The following is an 18983-nucleotide window of genomic DNA, read 5'->3' as shown; positions in this document are numbered from 1 at the left end:
TCCGAACCTCCTCCGGGAGGAGCAGGTAATTTTAGCGATGCAAGAAGCGTGCTACTTGCCCGGCAGCTTGTCGTCGATGCCCTTGACGTAGAAATTCATGCCAAGGATCTGGCCGTCAGCCAGATTGGCGCCGCCCTTGCACTCGATCTCCTTGCCGTCCTGCCCAACGACCGGGCACTTGAACGGATGCAGCTTGCCGGCGGTGATCGCAGCCTGGGCATCTTCGGCGATCTTCTTCACGTCGTCAGGCATGTTGGTGTACGGCGCCATCGCGAACATGTGGCTGTCGAGGCCGCCCCAGGTGTCCTCGGACTTCCAGGTGCCGTCGAGCTCAGCCTTGACGCGGGCGATGTAGTAGGGCGCCCAGGTGTCGAGGATCGAGGTCAGCTGGGTCTTGGGTCCGAACTTGATCATCTCGGAGTCCTGGCCGAAGGCGAACTTGCCGCGTTCGCTGGCAATCTGCATCGCCGCCGGCGAATCCGTGTGCTGCATGATGACGTCGGCGCCCTGATCGACCAAGGCCTTGGCGGCGTCGGCTTCCTTGCCCGGATCGAACCAGGTGTTGGCCCAGATGATCTTGACTTTGATGTTCGGATTGATGGTCTGCGCCGCGAGGATTGTCGCGTTGATGCCGGAGACGACCTCCGGAATCGGGAATGAGCCGATGTAGCCGAGCACGCCGGACTTCGACATCTTGGCTGCGATCAGGCCCTGGATGTAGCGGCCTTGGTACCAGCGCGCCGAATAGGTCGCCATGTTCTTGTCGCGCTTGTAACCCGAGCAGTGCTCGAAATGCACGTTGGGATATTTCTTGGCGACCTTCAGCGTCGGGTCCATGTAGCCGAAGGACGTGGTGAAGATCAGCTTGTTGCCGGCGCGCACCAACTGCTCGACGGCGCGCTCGGCGTCGGGGCCCTCAGGTACGTTCTCGAGGAAGGTGGTCTCGATCTTGTCGCCGAGCTCTTTTGTGAGCGCCTGACGCGCGAGGTCGTGCTGGTAGGTCCACCCCAGGTCACCGATCGGGCCAAGGTAGATGAACCCGACCTTCAACTTATCGGCGGCCGAGGCGCTGCTCGCGATGCTCCCGGCAAGCAAAAGCGCAGCGGCAGCCGCAAGAAATGTTTTCCTCATCATCAATCTCCAAACAGTCGGGGTGAACCAAACTCCGGAACGCCGCGCCCCATCGCGGACGCCCGGAAAGTGAACTCAGCGATCGGGTACGAACACGGTGCCGAGCGCGGCCGGGGCCGTCGAGCCGCCGGTGCGCGCGCGTGACAGCAGCACCAGCACAATGACAGTCGCCAGATACGGCAGTGACGACATGAACTGCGAGGGAATGCCGATGCCCCAGCCCTGCGCATGCAGCTGCAAGATGGTTACCGCGCCGAACAGATAGGCGCCGATCACCAGTCGCCCCGGCAACCAGGACGCGAACACCACCAGCGCCAGCGCGATCCAGCCGCGGCCTGCGGTCATGCCGGGAATGAAGAACGGCGTGTAGGCAAGCGGCAGATAGGCGCCCGCAAGCCCGGCGCAGGCGCCGCCGAACATCACGGCGAAGGTGCGGATGCGCAGCACGGAATAGCCGAGCGCATGGGCGGAGACATGGTTGTCGCCGCAGGCTCGCAGGATCAGGCCCGCACGCGTGCGGTACAGGAACCACCAGACGCCAACGATCAGCGCCAGCGAGAAATAGACGAAGGCGTCTTCGCCGAACAGCACGCGGCCGATCAGCGGGATGTCGGTGAGGCCGGGAATGGCGAGATGCGCCGCCGGCGTAATGCGTTCGCCGACGAAGCCGGCCCCGATCAGGCCCGACAGGCCGACGCCGAGAATGGTCAGCGCGAGACCCGTCGCGACCTGGTTCACGGCAAGCCCGAGCGCCATCAGCGCGAAGATCAGCGACATCAGCGTGCCCGCGACGATGCCGAAAAGGGCGCCAATGAAGATCGAGCCGGTCAGCCAGGCGCCGCCAAAGCCGCAGGCCGCGCCGACGATCATCATGCCCTCGACGCCGAGGTTGAGCACGCCCGAACGCTCCGTCACGAGCTCGCCGGTCGCCGCGATCAGCAGCGGCGTCGATGCGGCGAGCACCGCCAGGATGATGGCTTCAACCAGCTCCACGGGACACCTGACGGTTCGGGAAGACCAGCTTGAAGCGGTAGAGGATGAGGGAATCGCAGGCGAGCACGTAGAACAGCAGAATGCCCTGAAAAACCTTGGTGACGTCCAACGGGATCTTCATTGCGATCTGCGCCTGCTCGCCGCCGATAAAGGTCAATGCGAGAAAAAGGCCTGCAATTAATATTCCAATCGGATTCAACCGCCCAAGGAAGGCGACGATGATCGCGGTAAAACCGTAGCCGGGCGAGATGCCGGGCTGGAGATGGCCGACGGGGCCCGCAACCTCGATGATGCCGGCAAGGCCCGCTAGCGCGCCGGAGACCGCGAAGGTCAGAAGGATCAACTGATTGGAATTGAAGCCGCCGAATCGCGCGGCACGAGGCGCGGCGCCCACCACGCGGATCTCAAAACCCTTGATGGTTCGCCCGAGCAGGATCGCGGCCGCCGCGACAACCAGCAGCGCGATGATCGAGCCGAGATGCAGCCGGCCGCCCTCGATCAGCAGCGGGACCGTCGCCACCGGATCGAACTCGGCCGTGGTCGGGAAGTTAAAGCCATTCGGATCGCGCCAGGGCCCGCGCACGAGGTAATCGAGGAAGAGGTCGGCGACATAGACCAGCATCAGGCTGGTCAGGATTTCGCTGGCGCCGAACTTCACCTTGCAGATCGCCGGGATCAGCGCATAGAGCGCGCCCGCGGCTGCCGCGAGCACGAGCATCGCCGGCAGCACCCATGCACCGGCGTCGGTGCCTTGCGTCTTCACAGCGATCCAGCTTCCGGCAACGGCGCCGATCAGGAATTGTCCCTCGGCGCCGATGTTCCAGGCGTTGGCGAGATAGCAGAGCGACAGCCCGATCGCGATCATCACCAGCGGCGTCGCCTTCACCGCGATCTCCTGGAGCGAATAGCTGTCGGTCAAAGGCGCGATGAAATAGGCCTGCAGCGCGAGAAACGGATTCTTGCCGAGGATCGCAAACAGGATCGTCATGGTGACGATCGTCAGACCGATCGCGATCAGCGGCGAGACCAGCGCGATCGCGTGGGAGCGCTCGGCGCGCTTCTCAAGCACCAACTGCATGCGCGGCCTCCTTCGGCTGCAGGCTGCTGCCGCCCATCAACAGGCCGAGTTTTTCGCGTGTTGCGTCGCGCGTGGCGAGCGGCTCCGACAAATGGCCGTGGAACATCACGGCGATGCGGTCGGCAATCTCGGCGAGCTCGTCCAGGTCCTGGCTGGTCACGAGCACGGCCGCGCCCGCTGTCGCCAGATCGAGCAGCGCCTGGCGGATGACGGCTGCAGCGCCGGCATCGACGCCCCAAGTCGGCTGGCTCACCACCAGCACCGCCGGATTGCGCAGGATCTCGCGGCCGACGATGAATTTTTGCAGATTGCCGCCGGAGAGGCTGGCGGCTTCCGGATCGCGCTTGGCCTTGCGGACGTCGAAAGTTTCGGTGGCGCGGTCGACCGTTTTCAGCGTGGCCGCAGTGTCGATGAAGCCGCGATGGACCATGCCGCTGGCGGCATGCCCGGTGAGCAGCGCATTCTCCGACAGCTTCATGCGCGGCGCGGTGCCGTGGCCGAGCCGCTCTTCGGGCACGAATGCCGCGCCCAGCTTGCGCCGCTTGGTGATCGAGAGGTGGCCGGCGGCGATGCCTTCGATCACCACCGTACCGGGGTCCTTCGACAACCGCTCGCCGGATAGCGCGGCGAACAGCTCGTCCTGGCCGTTGCCGGCGACGCCGGCGATGCCAAGGATTTCGCCGCCCTTCAGCTCGAACGAGATGTGCTCGAGCCGCACGCCGTGCGCTTCATCGGGCGCGAGCGAGAGGTCGTTGACGACCAGCCGCGGTATCGTGGTCTGACGACCAGCGGCCGCTTTCACTTCCTTGATCTCGCCGCCGACCATCATGCGTGCAAGCGAGGCGGCGGTCTCGAGCCGGGGGTTGCAGGTCTGCACCTTCTTGCCGCCGCGCAGGATCGTGGCGGTATCGCAGAGGCGTTTCACCTCATCGAGCTTGTGGCTGATATAAAGGATGGCGCGGCCTTCGGCCTTGAGCCGCTCCAGCACGATGAACAGCTGGTCGGCTTCCTGCGGCGTCAGCACCGCGGTGGGCTCGTCCAGGATCAGGAATTTGGGATCCTGCATCAGAGCGCGGACGATCTCGATGCGCTGGCGCTCGCCGACCGACAATTGCCAGACCTCGCGCTTTGGATCGAGCGGCAAACCATAAGTCTTCGAGACCTGCTCCAGCCGCGCCGACATGTCCTTGAAGGACTCCTTGCCGTCGAGGCCAAGCGCGACATTCTCGGCGACGGTGAGATTGTCGAACAGCGAAAAATGCTGGAACACCATGCCGATGCCGCGGCTTCGTGCTTCGGACGGGCCCGACAGCACGATGGGCGCGCCCTGCCAGCGGATCTCGCCGGCGCTGGGTTGGATCAGTCCGTAGATCGCCTTCACCAGCGTCGACTTGCCGGCGCCGTTTTCGCCCAGCAGCGCGTGGATTTCCGTCGGCCAGATGTCGATGTCGATGGAATCGTTGGCGAGGAAGTCCCCATAGCGTTTGGTGAGCCCGAGCGTTTGAAGCAGCGGGGATTTGCCGGAATGCAGGCCGTTAGGCGTCGGATCTAACATTCGCTGATACGCTTGCATGGGATGAAGTGCCTTAATTGTGGGCTAGTTTGAACCGCCGCGTAAGGTGTGAAAAAGCGTCATCCCTTGCTCAACGCTTCGGCAGGCGCGCCGGCATTGCGAGTCGCTGCCCTCGTCGCGCGGTGATCAGCTGCAACCGTTCCTGGACAGCCGTCGAGGCCGCGTCCTGCGTACAGCGCCTGTTGCAGATTTGTGACGGTTCAAGTCAAATCGGAACCCGCTATGCAGGCTTGACGTGAAGTTGAGCAAAGACGCGCCACTGCGCGTATGCATTTCCTGGGCGCGGCGGCAGTCGTCGCCGAAGACCGTCTGCACGCTATTCGATCGAAACAAAAGCCAAGCAAAATCAAACGGGAATGTCCGGCAATGGCCGGTCTCGCGTGACTCCTACCAAGCAACGGTGACGCGCAAAAAACTGCGGAATTCAGCGGTGAAATGCGGCTAGCTGCCAAAACAAGCGGCACGCCTTGAAAGAAGTTGAGGCTTCTCACCCCGGGAGTTCGGCGCAAGTGTCACACCCAAGGGACGTTCATTTTTACGTGTCCAAACTTGGGGGTATTCAGGATGTCGTTTCGTTTCAAGGCAATTGCAGCAGCGGCGCTGTCACTTGCTACGCTCGCCACCAGTGGCCTGGCTCAGGCAGCGGACCTGCCGGTCAAGGCCGCGAAGAAGGCTCCTGACCTCCCGTTCTTCCTGGTGATCGATGACCGCGTGTCGTTCTCCTGGATGCCGAAGGGCACTGACCCCGGCATGTGGAGCACCCGCCCGGATGGCAGCATCAATGGCACCACCGCCAAGCAGGTCTACTCCTTCACTCATTTCGACCTCTGGGCCTACGGCACCAACTTCTTCACCATCTCGATGTTCAAGTCGGGTCATAACGATCCCGCATCGCCCTGTACCGCACCGGGCGTGACCATCACCGGCGGCGTCGGCGACTGTGCCGGTGCAACCGAAATCTACGGTCTGTTCCGCTCGACCTTCGGCTGGAACGAGCTGTTCAACACCAAGGCCTTCACCATGGGGCCGCTGCACAACATCTCGTTCGAAGTCGGTATGGACGGCAACAGCGAGAACAACTTCCTCGCGCCCGCCAAGCGCGACGTGGTCGCCGGTCTCCAGTTCGCCTTCGACCTTCCCTACAAGGGCTATATCAACGTCGCGCCCTTGATGTACTGGGAGTTCTCCAACCACAACGCCTTCACCCAGTGCGGCCTGTTCGGGCCGGGCGTTGCGGGCGTGACCTGCAACTCCGACGGCAACGTGAGCTACAACCCGACCTGGGCCGTCGAAATCAACTACTACATGGACCTCGGCTTCCTGCCGCCGAACATGCAGTTCTGGTCGATCAGCGGCCGCGCCGGCTGGTACGGCCCGAAGGGTGACTCGAACGGCACGCCTGCGCTGTCGGGTACGGGCATCTTCAGCACCGCGTCCAAGACCGAGCTCAACAGCGAACCGATCCGCCTGACCTTCGATGCCTCGAAGGCGGTCTGGGGTGACAAGTACTCGCACTTCGTCGACCTCTGGGTTGCCTATCGCTACTGGCAGAACAAGTTCGGCCTCGACCACAACGCCATGGCTGGCGTTTGCACGATCGCGCCGACCGGCCAGAGCACCAAGAGCTGCACGGAGTCCACGGTTTACGGTGGTATCACTCTGAAGTTCTGATCGGCTGAAGGGCTCCAGGTTCGAATGGCGCCGCGCATGACCCGCGCGGCGCCATCGGCGTTTATGCGCAGAGGCGTGGGGAAGGCGCGAAGCGCCATGCCCACCATCTTCCAGGTCATTGGCAATTGGTGGGCACGCTTCGCTTTGCCCACCGAAGTCGAGTTCTTGGGGCTCGCTACTTCGTCCAAACGCCGTCGTGCAGCGCTTCGGCCTCGTCCTCGAGCAGCGGGCCGAGGACCTCCGTCGGCCGCTGGCCGGTGGCAAAGACCTCGCGGCAGGGCAGGTCGAGCGTCGGATTCTCCGGATGGTTGCCCGTGACACCGCGCAGGCGGTGTTCGCTGAGCCCGTAGACCACGCGGCCGATGCCGGCCCAGTAGATCGCGCCGGCGCACATCGCGCAGGGTTCGGCGGAGGAATAGAGCGTGGCCTTGGCCAGCACATCGCGGCTCAGCGTGCGGCAGGCCTGAGTGGCCGCCAGGCGCTCGGCATGCGCGGTGCCGTCGTGGTCCGGCATGTAGCCGTTTTCGGTCTCGATCAGCACCTTGCCGTCCGCATCGACCAGGATGCAGCCGAAGGGGTGATTGCCATGGGTGAGCGAGCGGCGGGCGACCGTGAAGGACAGGCGCAGAAAGTGTTCGTCGCGTTCGGTTGCGCCGTCCATTGATGCTCCGCGGTCAGTGCCCCGCCATGTGCCTACCAACCTCCGTGAGATCGGCTTCGCTGGTCCGTGCTTCATACACGAATTCGCCGTGGAACATCACCACCAGCCGGTCGGAGAGTTCAAGCAATTCGTCGAGATCTTCGCTGACCAGCAGCACGGCGGCGCCGCGATTGCGCGCGGCCATGATCTCGGCGTGGATCTGCGCTACGGCCGCGAAGTCGAGGCCGAAGCAGGGATTGGCCGCAATCAGCACCTCGACGTCGCCGCCGAGCTCGCGGGCCAGTACGGCGCGCTGTACATTGCCGCCCGACAATGCCGAGATCGGCGTATCCGGCGTGCGGGTCTTGATTTTGTACTGCCCGATCTTCTTCTGGGCGTCGTCACGGAAGGCACCGCGGTTGAGCCACCAGCCCCAGCTAGCGAAAGGCGCACGGTCGAACTCGCGGAAGGCGATGTTGTCGGCAACGCTCATGCCGCCGACGCAGGCATTCTTCAACGGCTCCTCGGGGAGGAGCGACATCCTGTGGCGGCGCATCTCCTCGCGGCTGGCGTGATAGGGATCGCCTGCAACGCGGATCTCGCCGCTCTCGGATTCGCGCTGGCCTGCCAGCACTTCGACGAGCTGGCGCTGGCCGTTGCCGGAGACCCCGGCAATGCCGACGATCTCGCCAGCGCGCACGGTCAGCGAAACGTCATGAACGGCGATGGCGCCGGCATCGTCGAGCGCGCGGACCTTTGCCAGTTCGAGCCTCGCCTGACCGGCTTCGCCGGTGCGCGGCGGCTGCACGGTCAGCTCCTCCGCCCCGATCATGGTGCGTGCCATCGCGTCCGGTGTCAGCTCCGCCACCTTGCCGGCGCCGGCGAGCTTGCCGCGGCGCAGGATGGTGACCTCGTCCGCGAAGGCCATGACCTCGCGGAATTTGTGCGTGATCATCAGGATGGTCAGCTCGCCCTTGACGACCATGTCGCGGAGCATGCCGAGCACCTCGTCGGCTTCCGCCGGTGTCAACACCGAGGTCGGCTCGTCCAGGATCAGGAAGCGGCGCTTCAGATAGAGCTGCTTCAGGATCTCGCATTTCTGGCGCTCGCCGGCCGAGATGTCGGAGACCTTTGCGCCGAGCGGCACCTTGAAGGGCATCCGCGCCAAAAACGCATCGAGCTCCTTCATCTCCTTCGACCAGTCCACTATGGCTGGGACGTCGTCGCGGGCCAGCACGAGGTTTTCGGCGACGGTCATGGCGGGCACCAGCGTAAAATGCTGGTAGACCATGCCGAGGCCGAGCGCGTGGGCGTCCTTTGGATTGCCGATAGCCTGCTCGCGATCGCCGATGATGATGTCGCCTTCGGTCGCGTGGTAATAGCCCATGATGCATTTCACGAGGGTCGATTTGCCAGCGCCGTTCTCGCCGAGCAGCGCATGGAACGAGCCCGGCCGCACCTTCAGCTCGACATTGTCCAGTGCCAGGAAGTCGCCGAAGCGCATGGTCATGGCGATGGCGTTGACGCCAAAGGCGCCTGACGGCGGGGGCGGCTCGCCGATAATCACGAAATCGCTCCGATGAAGGCGTCGGACGTCGAGACCGCGCCAAACACGCCGCCTTGCATCTTGATCATCTTGAGCGCGTGCTCGTGATTGCTCTTGTCGGTCGCGCCGCAGCAATCGTGCAGCAGCACGCATTCGAAGCCGCGGTCGTTGGCTTCGCGCATGGTGGTATGGACGCAGACGTCGGTGGTGATTCCAGTCAGCACGATGTTCTCGATCCCGCGCACGCGGAGGATCAGCTCGAGATCGGTGGCGCAGAACGAGCCCTTGCCGGGCTTGTCGATGATGGGCTCACCCGGCAGCGGCGCCAGTTCGGGGATGATGTCCCAGCCGGGCTCGCCGCGCACCAGGATGCGGCCGCAGGGGCCGGGATCGCCGATGCCGGCGCCGATCTGGCGCGAGCGCCAGCGTTTGTTGGCAGGAAGATCCGAGAGGTCGGGGCGATGGCCCTCGCGGGTATGGATGATGTGAAAGCCTTGGCTGCGCATGGCCGTTAGCAGCTTCTTGATCGGCTCGATCGGCGCCCGCGTCAGCGAGAGGTCATAGCCCATCTTGTCGACATAGCCGCCGACGCCGCAGAAATCGGTCTGCATGTCGATGATGATGAGCGCCGTGTTCTCGGGACCGAGATCGCCGTTGTAAGGCCAGGCATAGGGCTCGGACTTGATGTAGCGCTCGGGCATGATTTCGCTCTCTAGCGGGTGATCGACAATTCGGCCGGTGCTCCGGTCAGCGTGCGTTTCGGCGAGCAGGTGATGATCATGATCGCCAGCGTCAGAATGTAAGGCGCGGCGTTGAACAGGTGATAGCCGGAGGTGACGCCGACCGATTGCAGCGCCGGGCCCAGCGCCGCGGCACCGCCGAAGGCGAGCGAGGCCCACAGGCACAGCAGGGGATCCCAGCGAGCGAAGATCACCAGTGCCACGGCCGTGATGCCCTGACCCGACGAAAGGCCTTCGTTCCAGCTGCCTGGATAGAACAGCGACAGGAAGGAGCCGCCGATGCCGGCGAGGAAACCGCCGACCATGGTGGCGCGCAGGCGGATCAGCAGCACGGAGTGGCCCATGGCGCGCGCGGCGTCCGAGCTCTCGCCGGCGGTGCGGATCAGGAGGCCCCAGCGCGTAGTGCGGAAGGCCCAATAGAGAATGGGCGCAAGCACGACGCCGATCAGGAAAAGGACGTTGACGCGCAGCGCGGCGCGCAGCTGTGGGATGTCACTCCACCAGCCGAAATCGATCGCGGGCAGCCGCGGCGCGGTGGGCTCGATCAGCGGCTTGCCGAGATAGAAGGCGAGCCCGGTGCCGAACAGCATCAGCGCGATGCCGACGGCAACGTCGTTGACGCGCGGCAGCGAGCAGATGCCGGCATGAAGCGCGCCCAGCAGCGCGCCGGTGATGCCGGCGGCGAGCACCCCAAGCCACGGCGAGCCGGTGAGGTAGGAGATGCCGTAGGCGCTCATCGCGCCCATCACCAGCGTGCCTTCAAGGCCGAGATTGATGCGGCCGGAGCGCTCGGTGATGCATTCCCCCAAGCTCACGAACAGGAATGGCGTCGAGACGCGAATGGCGCCGCCGAGCACGGCGAGCGGGACAGTCCAGAGTCCGATCGATCCGTCTGCCATCAGGACTTGCCTTTCAGGAAACCGATGCGGCCGTAGAGCGCATCACTGGCCAGCACGAAGACGAAGATGATGCCCTGGAGCACCAGCACGGATGCATCGGGCAATCCCAGGCGCCGTTGCAGCAGGCCGCCGCTGGCGCTGATGCCGCCGAGCAGGATCGCGACGGGGATGATTGCGAGCGGATTCTGCCGCGCCAGAAAGGCGACGAGAATGCCGGTGAAGCCGTAGCCTGCCGCGAGATTGGCATTGGTGCGCCCTTGCACGGCGGCGACCTCGACCATGCCCGCAAGGCCTGCGGCGCCGCCGGCGAGGAAGCAGATCGTCAAAATAAGCTTGCCGACACCGAGGCCGACGATCTTCGCGGCGCGGATGTTGCCGCCGGCGACGCGGGCAGCGAAGCCGAATACCGTGTGATAGATCAGGATGTAGGCGGCGATCGCGGCGATCAGGCCGAAGACAAGACCCCAATGCACGTCGGTGCCGGGGATGGAGCCGATCATGTTGGCGGCGCCGATCTCGCGGGTCGACGGCTTGTTGAGGCTCGCGGGGTCGCGCATCGCGCCTTCGACGAGATGATTGAGGATCGCAAGCGCGATGTAGACGAGCAGCAGGCTCGAGATCGTCTCGTTGACGCCGCGATACTGCCGCAGCGCGCCCGCCAGCATGATCCACAGCCCGCCGCCGATGACGCCGGCGCAGACCATGGCGATCTGGACGATGAGCGGTGGCATACCCTGGAGCGCGAGCGCGGCGCTCGTCGCCGTCAGTGCGCCGATCAGCAGGGCGCCCTCGCCGCCGATGATGACCATGCCGAGCTGCGCCGGCAGCGCGGTGCAGAGCGCGGTGAGGATCAGAGGGGCAGCGCGCGTCAGCGTGTTCTGCCAGGAGAACCAGGTGCCGAAGGCGCCGTAGTACATATAGAAATAGAGATCGAGCGGGTTCTTGCCGAACATCGCGACAAAGATGCCGAAGACCACGAGCGCGCCGGCCAGCGCCGCGCCCGGGATCAGGATGTATTCGATTGTCGCGCCGTGGCGCTGGAGGAAGCCGGGATCGGCGGCCGGGGCAATCGCCCCGACCGCTTCAATGGGATCCGCCGCTTCCGTTGTCACGAAGTCGCTCCGATCACGCCTTCAACGAGATAGTCCATCTTCTCGAGCTCAGGATCCTTCTGGCCCCGATCGGTGCCGGCCGCGATCACCGTCTTGCCCTTGTTGTCCACCAGCCCTCCCTTGAAGATGGAGTAGCCGTCTGCGGACAGGAACTTGGCCTTGACGTCGTCGGCATGCTTGCGCGCTTCGGCGGAGACCGCTTCGCCATAGGGCGAGGTCTTGACGATCTCTTCCTTGAGGCCGCCGCGATAGAAGTTCGGGATGTTCTCACCGGCGGCGATCATCTTGACGAACTTCGGATAGAGCGCTTCCCAATTCCACTCTGCGCCGGTCAGATAAGCCTTCGGTGCGAGCGGCGATTGGTTGACGTGATAGCCGCACACCATGGCGCCGCGGCGCGCCGCGTTCTCGACCATGGTCTTTGGGCCGTCGACATGACAAGTGAGCACGTCGACGCCCTGATCGATCAGGCTGTTGGTGGCTTCGGCTTCCTTGACCGGCATCGACCAGTCACCGGTGAAGATCACCTGCGTGGTGGCTTTCGGATTGGCGAGCTTGGCGCCGAGTGCAAAGGCGTTGATATTGCGCAGCACCTGCGGGATCGGCTTGGCGGCGACGAAGCCGAGCTTGCCGGTCTTGGAGGTGTATCCGGCGACGATGCCCGAGATGTACTGGGCTTCGTCGATGTAGCCGAAATAGCTGCCGGCGTTCTTCGGGTCCTTGTCGCTCCACAGGCCGCCGCAGTGCTCGAAGCGCAGCTTCGGGAACTTGTTGGCCATCTTGATCATGTGCGGATTGTAGTAACCGAACGAGGTCGGGAAGAGCAGGCTGGCGCCGTCGAGATTGATCATCGACTCGATCGTCTTCTCGACCGCGTCGGTCTCCGGCACCTTCTCTTCCTCGACGACCTTCAGCCCCGGAATTTTTTTCAGCGCCGCCGCGCCCTGCGCATGGGCCTGGTTGTAGCCGTAGTCGTCGCGCGAGCCGACATAGATGAAGCCGATGGTCGTGTCGGCTGCGAAGGCCGGGCGGACGCCGGCTGCCGCCCCGAGGGTGAGGGCCGCGCTGCCCTGCAACAAATGCCGTCGTGAAATCCTGCCAAAATCCATTGGTTGCTCCCTTTGGCGGACGGACCGCCTTAATCTCGCGGCTACGCCGGTCTGGCGGAGCCCGGAACAAGATGTCGCAAGCTTCGTGCCAGAGGCTATGAAACGTGCATATATTCGTAAGTATATGAATTATATAATGTATGCTGACCGTTCGAATCTTGACCAGGAAATCGGCAGATTAGATTTTAAGCAGTATTTTTGTGTTGTATGCAATTGAGTTAAGCAGCTTTAACCAGCATGCGTGTGCATTGCGATGACCGGACCGTCTGCCACTTGGCGCATTCATGCTAACCAGTCGCTGATTTGGGACGGGCGCCGGCCGAGCGATTTTCGCTGGCACTGAACTTGTATCGATTGTCGTCACGATCGCCGCGCGCGGTCCCCAGGATGAAAGCTCGAGCGAGATGGGTGCTGCTACCGCCGTTCAAGATGCGTCACTCGGCAAGGAGATCGTTCGCCGCATCAACGAGCTCGGCGCGATCTCGGAAGAGGCGGACAAGCTTACCCGGATCTATCTCAGCAAGGAGCTGGGCACGGCGTCGGGCCTCATCCTCGGCTGGATGCGCGAGGCCGGCATGAACGCGCATCTCGACGCGATCGGCAACGTCTGTGGCCGCTACGAGGGCGAGCGGCCGGGGGCACCTTGCCTGATGCTCGGCTCGCACTACGACACCGTGCGCGACGCCGGCAAATGGGACGGGCCGCTGGGTGTGATCGCGGCGATCTGTTGCGTCGCCGATCTCAACCGGCGCGGCAAGCGCCTGCCGTTTGCGATCGAAATCATCGGCTTTGCGGACGAGGAGGGCGTGCGCTTCGCCTCGACACTGCTCGGCAGTCGCGCGGTGGCCGGAACTTTTGACGAGAGTGTCTTGGGCACGCGCGACCGCGACGGCGTGTCGATGCGCGATGCGCTCGTGCAGTTTGGGCTTGATCCCGATCATATTGGTGCAGCCGCGCGGGCGCGGCGCGAGCTGCTGGCCTATATCGAGTTGCACATCGAGCAGGGACCGGTGCTGGAAGCACAGAACCTGCCCATCGGTGTCGTCACTGCGATTGCGGGCGCGACGCGGCTTGCCGCGCGGCTGACCGGCATGGCTGGTCACGCCGGCACGGTGCCGATGGCGCTACGCCGTGACGCGCTCAGCGGCGCGGCCGAGTGCATCGGTGCGATCGAGCAGTTCTGCCGAACCGACGAGAGCGGACTGGTCGGCACCGTCGGCTATCTCCACGTAAAGCCCGGCGCGACCAACGTCATTCCGGGCGAGGTGTCTTTCACCATCGACATGCGCGCGCCGACCGACATGCATCGCAAGCGCGCGGTCGCCGACGTCGTCCGGCAGATCGAAGCGATCGCAAAGCGGCGACAATTGGCGCTTCAGCTCGATGTCACCCATGAGAACCGCACCGCGCCTTGCGCGTCCTGGCTGAAGGAGCAGATCGCAAGAGCGATCGCGGCGGAAGGTTTTGGCGTGTTAGAGCTGCCGAGTGGGGCTGGGCATGACGGCATGGCGATGATCGACATTGCCGATGTCGGCATGATCTTCGTCCGCTGCCGGGGCGGCATCAGCCATCATCCGGACGAGCACGTCGAGCTCGCCGACGCCGACGCCGGCGCGCGCGTGCTGCTCAGGGTGATCGAGAATTTCCGGCCGCAGCAGGACCGGGCCAGCGCAAACTGACGGAGCCCCCGGTCGGGAGCCCGCAAGTTACCGGGTAGAGACACGAATCAGGCATGGTTAGAATGGTGACGGCCATCACCGCGATCACGAGACATTAGCCGATTTACGCATATGAACAGCGACATCTCTCTTCCCTCACATCGTGAGAACCGATTTTACCAGGGCGTGGCGGCGACCTTTGTCGCCAACGCCCTTCAGGCGGTGAATTTTCTCGGCGATCGGTTCCTGAGAAAGCCGCATCATTTGTCATCGGCCATCGAGGACCTTTACCGACACTCGATGGCCAGTGCCTTTTCGGTGACCGAGTCCTTTCTCGTCACGGGAGCGCCGCACGCGTCCGCTTATTACCCGCGCGACTTCGCCTGGTTCTATCCCGACGTTCTCGATCCCGAGACCATCATGGATGCACAGGACGCGGTCCGGCGGGTTCGGTTGCTTGAAAAGAGCGTCCGTCTCTTGCTCGAGGCGGTTCGCGCTGACGTCGTCACGACCACCATCGTCCCGGCAGGACGCGGTCGATATCTTGGCGTGAACTATTTCTCGCGCCCTTCGGATACGCTGCTCGGCATTCTGGCCGGACTCCAGCAGATGATCTCTGCCGACCAGAGGGCGTCGTCCTACCTTGCGATGTCACAATGCGGGCATGCCGGCCGCCTGTTGTTGGCCGAATACGGTGTCGATCTGAAACGGGCGATCTTGCAACTCGCCAGCGAACTCAAGCCGTTCGATCATGACGGCGCCAGGTATCTGCTTTGCGATGTCAGTGCACCTCGTTCCGCGGCAACGGACACCCGCGCGGAACGCAGGCGTTTTGTTACAAATGCCTGCGTCTACACGACGTTCATGTGGGGCGTGCAACTCGGGGTCGTCGATGCGAACGAGCTAAAGCAACTGCTCGGACGCGAACTCGCCCAGTACAAGCAAGAGCTTCTCCGGCTGTTCGGCAAAGACGGCTATGTCAGGCATTCCCTGGATAGCCCGGCAGGTTCGCCGGCATCCTCCATCGCCCTGGATTTCGTCAGCGTGCATCAGGGTTTTTGGGATCTGAGCGAGGCGAGCGAACGCGCGCTGTTCGCGGCCACGACGGACCTGGTCATCGCCGAGCCGCGCTTTCGCATCCCCAGCACGTTCCACTTCCTGGTGTCCGCGGATAATCCGCGGAACAAGATGATCCACAAGATTGCGGCGCCCGCCTACCAGGGACGTTCCTCCTGGCCAACGTTCAACGTCGAATTTGCGGATCGCATGCTGGATTACGATGAATTCTCAGGGAGCGATACCTATCGGACTTACGCCCAGGGAATATTGAAGGACATTCGGACTGCGACCGAAGTCCACGGCGGTTATCAGGAACTGTTGTCGGAACAGGGCCTGAAGTATCGCACCTGGGCCTACAAGGGCGCCGTGGCGCACTCCTGGTTTCCGCGTTTCCTGTCGGTTTGGAGCAGGGCGTTTGGAACGCCCTTGCTCCATTGGAATGACTGATCTGCGGACGCTACCCCGCGGTCACGTCCACCAGCTCACCGCCTTCCAGCACCTTCGCCGCCTTGGCACGGTCGAGGTCGCCTTCCCAGGCGGCGACCACCACGGTCGCCACGCAGTTGCCGATGAGGTTGCCGACCGCGCGGGCCATGCCGATGAACCAGTCGACCGAGAGCACCAGCACGAGGCCGATCGCGGGAATGCTCGGCACCGCATTCAGCGTCGCGGCCAGGATCACGATCGCCGAGCCCGGCACACCGTGCGCGCCTTTTGAGGTGATCAGAGACACGCCGAGCACCAGCAGAAGATCGCCGAACGACAGCGGCGTGTTGGTCGCCTGCGCGATGAAGACGACGGCGAGCGTCAGGTAGATCGAGAAGGCGTCGAGGTTGAAGGAATAGCCGGTCGGGATGACAAGCCCGACGACGGAATCCTTGACGCCCATGCGCTCCAGCTTCTTCATGATCTGGGGCAGCACGGCGTCGGAGGACGCGGTCGCGAGCACGATCGTCAGTTCTTCGCGCAGGTAGGAGAGGAACTTTAGGATATTGATTCCGGCGAGCGCCATCACGCTGCCGAGCACGCCGAGCACGAAGATCCCGACCGAGACGTAGAACAGCATCACCAGCGAGACGAGCTGCTTGAGCGAGCCGACGCCATATTTGCCGACGGTATAGGCGACCGCGCCGAGCACACCGAGCGGGGCGACACGTACGATCAAGCCCATGACGCGAAACAGCACGGTGGAGGCCGCATCGATGATCGAGGTGACGAGCTTGCCCTTCTCACCGCCAACCAGTGCGAGGCCGACGCCGAACAGCACGGCGAAGAACAGCACCTGGAGCACGTCGTTGCGCGACAACGCATCGAACGAGGTGGTCGGGATCACGTTGAGCAGGAAGGAGCCGATGCCCGCACCTTGCAGCTTGTGGGCATTGTCGGCGTAGGTGTTGAGAGCCTTGGCATCGAGCGTCGAGGGGTCGATGTTCATGCCATGGCCGGGGCCGAAGCTGTAGGCCAAGATAAGCCCGACCACGAGCGCCACCGTCGTCATCACCTCGAAATAAAGCAACGCCTTGACGCCGACCCGCCCGACCTTCTTGAGGTCGCCGGCGCCGGCAATGCCGTGCACGACGACACAGAACACGATCGGCGCCACGATCATCGAGATCAGCTTCAGGAACGCGTCGCTGAGGATCTTAAGGCTGATGGCAAAATCCGGGACGGCTACGCCGAGAATGATGCCGAGGATCAGCGCGGCTAGGACCTGGACGAACAGCGAAGTGTAAAGCGGCTTGGGCTCGGCGGCCGGGGCCGCGACGATGGTCGACATAGTAAGTCCCCCGTTTTGGCGACGTCTTGGTCGTCAAAAGGAGCAACAACCGTGCCAGAATGTCGCTGTTTTCGCTGAAAACGGCCTATTCGGCCGCTTTCACCGTTCTGCCGAACATCCGCGTCGGCGCCGGGAAGCCGCACGATGTGCCGTCGGTGACCTTGACCTGGTCTTCCCAGGGCAGGCGGTACGTGCCCGCAACCATGTCCTGCATGAACGTATAGGGGCAGTCCATCGCTCCGCCTTTCACCGCGACATAGCCGCGGTGCCAGAGCTGGTAGATGTTGTTCTCGACGCCCCAATTGACGCGGGCCTCGCGCACCAGATCGGGCCGCACCTCGGCGGTGATGATCTCGTCGGCGCGGCCGGTAGTGCCATGGGCCAGCACTGCGCCGTCGAAATTCACGATCATGCCTTCGCCCATGGAATCGAACGAGCCGTCGGAGCCGCACATGCAGACATTTGCGGTGACCATCAGGTTCTGGAACGAATTGGCTTGGTTGGTGAAGCGCCAGGAGTCGCGGATCGGTGCGGTGTACCCGGCGGTGCGGATCATGATCTCGGCGCCCTTGTAGGCGCACTCCCGCGCCATCTCCGGGAACATGCCGTCATGGCAGATGATCAGCGCGATCTTTGCCCCGTTCGGCCCGTCGATCACGGGAATGCCGATGTCGCCAGGTTCCCAAGGCTCGACCGGAATCCAGGGATGGAGCTTGCGGTAGTAGAGCTTGATCTCGCCGTGGTCGTCGATGATCAGGCCGGAATTGTAGGGATTGCCGTGCGGGTTGAACTCCATGATGGAGAAGCAGCCCCAGATTCTGTTGTCGATACAGGCTTTCTTGAACGCTGCCATCTCGGGCCCGTCGAGCCGGCACATGAGCTCGGGATTGGTATCCATCGAGAGGCCGTGCAGCGAATATTCGGGGAACACCACCAGATCCATGGTGGAGAGATTGCGGCGGGCCTTGCCGACCATCCAGACGATGCGCTCGGTCTGCTTCGCCAGATCAGCGCGGGTCACGACGTTGGGCAGCTGCAACTGCACGAGCCCTATGACCACGCCATTGGGAGATTTGTTCAGCCCGCCAAGCCCGTTCATGATCAGCTCCCTTATCGGCTTCCTTGCCGTTCCCGCGCCACGTCGTTGCGCGCGAGGTGTTGTCGCGGGAAGCAAATCCGATTTAGGCCGAGAGCAAAAGATTATTTTTCAGGCGATGGCGCAGTCAGATGAGGAGCTCATCAGGCCGTGACGTCCAGCAGCCGGCACGATCCGCGTACCAATACCTTGCGTCCGGTCGGCGTCATCGCGGGTACGCCACCGTTGATGACGACAAGGTCCAGCTTGACGAGGCTTTCGAGGAGGTAAGCCTTCGAGAGGCGACCGTTCGACACCGGGTTGCGAAGCGCACGCAGCGTTTCCCACTGGTCCGGTGAAAGATCGAAGTCGACGTCGTTGCTCATGTTGCCTCGAGTGCTAGTACTGCTCGCGCGCCCCTGTTAGCGGCGCTGCGTGAAGACCATGCGACGACAATGAGTCCGGAATCCGGTGAGCTGTTTAGAACGTCTCTTCACAAATTGCCGCACATCGTTGCGTCGCAAGAGTTAAGATCGCTCAGGCACGAATATCGTCCGGGTCCCGGATCACTTATTGATGATTTGCTCTTGATCGTGCGACGCGAGCTACCGCAATGCACGGGAAGCACCGCTGTCCCATTCTGCGTCGCGATACGCAGAGAAATCATGAGGCGAGGGGTTCGTAACTCTGTTACGCTGATTCGAGGGAATTGGCTTCACACGATAGGAGTGTGAGTGCATGAAAAGGCTGGTGGAAATTCGCAGTCAGGAATTCCTTTGCCGTGAGCGCGCCGCGCTGGATTTCGAGCGCCGGGTGTTCTGGCTTGCGCAGGCCCAGGAATGGGAACAGCGCGCGCTCGACGAAATCGCTTATCACTTTTGGGAGTGCAATCTCGCGCGGGCCGAGCTGAACGCCGCCTGAC

The 18983-nt window shown here is 63.3% G+C and carries 17 protein-coding genes; 4 read left to right on the top strand and 13 right to left on the bottom strand.

Annotation, left to right across the window (positions count from 1 at the left end):
• Nucleotides 1–51: 51 nt before the first annotated feature.
• The 4 genes from ABIB73_RS19055 to ABIB73_RS19040 all read right to left on the bottom strand — a co-directional run bounded on the left by ABIB73_RS19055 (nucleotide 52) and on the right by ABIB73_RS19040 (nucleotide 4757).
• Nucleotides 52–1131, bottom strand: a complete 1080-nt coding sequence (locus ABIB73_RS19055; RefSeq protein ID WP_354226210.1) for a BMP family ABC transporter substrate-binding protein — start codon at nucleotides 1129–1131, stop codon at nucleotides 52–54.
• A 75-nt stretch (nucleotides 1132–1206) separates the two neighbouring features.
• Nucleotides 1207–2124, bottom strand: a complete 918-nt coding sequence (locus tag ABIB73_RS19050; protein ID WP_354226208.1) for an ABC transporter permease — start codon at nucleotides 2122–2124, stop codon at nucleotides 1207–1209.
• Nucleotides 2111–3202 (bottom strand): ABC transporter permease, encoded by a 1092-nt coding sequence (locus ABIB73_RS19045; protein ID WP_354226206.1) that lies wholly within the window; start codon nucleotides 3200–3202, stop codon nucleotides 2111–2113. Before ABIB73_RS19045 ends, ABIB73_RS19050 begins: the two co-directional genes overlap by 14 nt.
• Nucleotides 3186–4757, bottom strand: coding sequence for an ABC transporter ATP-binding protein (locus ABIB73_RS19040; RefSeq protein ID WP_354226204.1), 1572 nt, complete (start codon nucleotides 4755–4757; stop codon nucleotides 3186–3188). Before ABIB73_RS19040 ends, ABIB73_RS19045 begins: the two co-directional genes overlap by 17 nt.
• Before the next feature lie 582 nt (nucleotides 4758–5339).
• Between ABIB73_RS19040 and ABIB73_RS19035 the strand changes: the two genes are divergently transcribed.
• A complete protein-coding gene (locus ABIB73_RS19035; protein WP_354226203.1) occupies nucleotides 5340–6446 on the top strand; it encodes a hypothetical protein in 1107 nt (368 codons plus the stop codon).
• A 175-nt stretch (nucleotides 6447–6621) separates the two neighbouring features.
• Here the strand turns inward: ABIB73_RS19035 and ABIB73_RS19030 are convergent, their stop codons facing one another.
• From ABIB73_RS19030 to ABIB73_RS19005, 6 genes are read right to left on the bottom strand one after another with little or no spacing between them, the layout of a single operon-like run.
• Nucleotides 6622–7107 (bottom strand): nucleoside deaminase, encoded by a 486-nt coding sequence (locus tag ABIB73_RS19030; RefSeq protein WP_354226201.1) that lies wholly within the window; start codon nucleotides 7105–7107, stop codon nucleotides 6622–6624.
• Between the two features lie 13 nt (nucleotides 7108–7120).
• Nucleotides 7121–8653, bottom strand: coding sequence for an ABC transporter ATP-binding protein (locus ABIB73_RS19025; protein ID WP_354226199.1), 1533 nt, complete (start codon nucleotides 8651–8653; stop codon nucleotides 7121–7123).
• Complete coding sequence (gene biuH / locus ABIB73_RS19020; RefSeq protein ID WP_354226197.1) at nucleotides 8650–9333, bottom strand: biuret amidohydrolase; 684 nt, start codon at nucleotides 9331–9333, stop codon at nucleotides 8650–8652. The genes ABIB73_RS19025 and biuH overlap by 4 nt, the downstream gene beginning before the upstream one ends.
• A gap of 11 nt (nucleotides 9334–9344) precedes the next feature.
• The gene (locus tag ABIB73_RS19015) at nucleotides 9345–10271 is read right to left on the bottom strand and encodes an ABC transporter permease (protein ID WP_354226195.1); all 927 of its coding nucleotides are present in this window, start codon (nucleotides 10269–10271) and stop codon (nucleotides 9345–9347) included.
• A complete protein-coding gene (locus ABIB73_RS19010; RefSeq protein ID WP_354226193.1) occupies nucleotides 10271–11383 on the bottom strand; it encodes an ABC transporter permease in 1113 nt (370 codons plus the stop codon). Before ABIB73_RS19010 ends, ABIB73_RS19015 begins: the two co-directional genes overlap by 1 nt.
• Nucleotides 11380–12492 (bottom strand): BMP family ABC transporter substrate-binding protein, encoded by a 1113-nt coding sequence (locus ABIB73_RS19005; RefSeq protein WP_354226191.1) that lies wholly within the window; start codon nucleotides 12490–12492, stop codon nucleotides 11380–11382. Before ABIB73_RS19005 ends, ABIB73_RS19010 begins: the two co-directional genes overlap by 4 nt.
• Before the next feature lie 404 nt (nucleotides 12493–12896).
• Here ABIB73_RS19005 and ABIB73_RS19000 point away from each other — a divergent pair, with 404 nt between their 5' ends.
• The gene (locus tag ABIB73_RS19000) at nucleotides 12897–14171 is read left to right on the top strand and encodes an allantoate amidohydrolase (protein ID WP_354226189.1); all 1275 of its coding nucleotides are present in this window, start codon (nucleotides 12897–12899) and stop codon (nucleotides 14169–14171) included.
• A gap of 111 nt (nucleotides 14172–14282) precedes the next feature.
• The gene (locus ABIB73_RS18995) at nucleotides 14283–15656 is read left to right on the top strand and encodes a hypothetical protein (RefSeq protein ID WP_354226187.1); all 1374 of its coding nucleotides are present in this window, start codon (nucleotides 14283–14285) and stop codon (nucleotides 15654–15656) included.
• Nucleotides 15657–15666: 10 nt separating this feature from the next.
• On the opposite strand, the gene ABIB73_RS18990 is transcribed toward ABIB73_RS18995, so the two are convergent.
• The 3 genes from ABIB73_RS18990 to ABIB73_RS18980 all read right to left on the bottom strand — a co-directional run bounded on the left by ABIB73_RS18990 (nucleotide 15667) and on the right by ABIB73_RS18980 (nucleotide 18447).
• Entirely contained in the window at nucleotides 15667–16986 is a 1320-nt protein-coding gene (locus ABIB73_RS18990) for a dicarboxylate/amino acid:cation symporter (protein ID WP_354226185.1), read from the bottom strand.
• Nucleotides 16987–17071: 85 nt separating this feature from the next.
• Nucleotides 17072–18085: a formamidase gene (locus ABIB73_RS18985; protein ID WP_354226183.1), complete on the bottom strand. Its 1014-nt coding sequence runs from the start codon at nucleotides 18083–18085 to the stop codon at nucleotides 17072–17074.
• 140 nt (nucleotides 18086–18225) lie between these two features.
• Nucleotides 18226–18447 (bottom strand): hypothetical protein, encoded by a 222-nt coding sequence (locus ABIB73_RS18980; protein ID WP_354226181.1) that lies wholly within the window; start codon nucleotides 18445–18447, stop codon nucleotides 18226–18228.
• 352 nt (nucleotides 18448–18799) lie between these two features.
• Here ABIB73_RS18980 and ABIB73_RS18975 point away from each other — a divergent pair, with 352 nt between their 5' ends.
• Entirely contained in the window at nucleotides 18800–18982 is a 183-nt protein-coding gene (locus ABIB73_RS18975; protein ID WP_354226179.1) for a hypothetical protein, read from the top strand.
• Nucleotide 18983: the final 1 nt, after the last annotated feature.

It is taken from the genome of Bradyrhizobium sp. F1.4.3 (assembly GCF_040548375.1).
GTDB lineage: Bacteria > Pseudomonadota > Alphaproteobacteria > Rhizobiales > Xanthobacteraceae > Bradyrhizobium.
This window is presented reverse-complemented; position numbering and strand designations above follow the sequence as displayed.

Coding starts and splice junctions, on each gene's coding strand:
- ABIB73_RS19000 (WP_354226189.1), top strand. CDS start 12,897: ATGGGTGCTGCTACCGCCGTTCAAGATGCGTCACTCGGCAAGGAGATC.
- ABIB73_RS18980 (WP_354226181.1), bottom strand. CDS start 18,447: ATGAGCAACGACGTCGACTTCGATCTTTCACCGGACCAGTGGGAAACG.
- ABIB73_RS19030 (WP_354226201.1), bottom strand. CDS start 7,107: ATGGACGGCGCAACCGAACGCGACGAACACTTTCTGCGCCTGTCCTTC.
- ABIB73_RS18995 (WP_354226187.1), top strand. CDS start 14,283: ATGAACAGCGACATCTCTCTTCCCTCACATCGTGAGAACCGATTTTAC.
- biuH (WP_354226197.1), bottom strand. CDS start 9,333: ATGCCCGAGCGCTACATCAAGTCCGAGCCCTATGCCTGGCCTTACAAC.
- ABIB73_RS19055 (WP_354226210.1), bottom strand. CDS start 1,131: ATGAGGAAAACATTTCTTGCGGCTGCCGCTGCGCTTTTGCTTGCCGGG.
- ABIB73_RS19015 (WP_354226195.1), bottom strand. CDS start 10,271: ATGGCAGACGGATCGATCGGACTCTGGACTGTCCCGCTCGCCGTGCTC.
- ABIB73_RS19040 (WP_354226204.1), bottom strand. CDS start 4,757: ATGTTAGATCCGACGCCTAACGGCCTGCATTCCGGCAAATCCCCGCTG.
- ABIB73_RS18985 (WP_354226183.1), bottom strand. CDS start 18,085: ATGAACGGGCTTGGCGGGCTGAACAAATCTCCCAATGGCGTGGTCATA.
- ABIB73_RS19035 (WP_354226203.1), top strand. CDS start 5,340: ATGTCGTTTCGTTTCAAGGCAATTGCAGCAGCGGCGCTGTCACTTGCT.
- ABIB73_RS18975 (WP_354226179.1), top strand. CDS start 18,800: ATGAAAAGGCTGGTGGAAATTCGCAGTCAGGAATTCCTTTGCCGTGAG.
- ABIB73_RS19045 (WP_354226206.1), bottom strand. CDS start 3,202: ATGCAGTTGGTGCTTGAGAAGCGCGCCGAGCGCTCCCACGCGATCGCG.
- ABIB73_RS19005 (WP_354226191.1), bottom strand. CDS start 12,492: ATGGATTTTGGCAGGATTTCACGACGGCATTTGTTGCAGGGCAGCGCG.
- ABIB73_RS18990 (WP_354226185.1), bottom strand. CDS start 16,986: ATGTCGACCATCGTCGCGGCCCCGGCCGCCGAGCCCAAGCCGCTTTAC.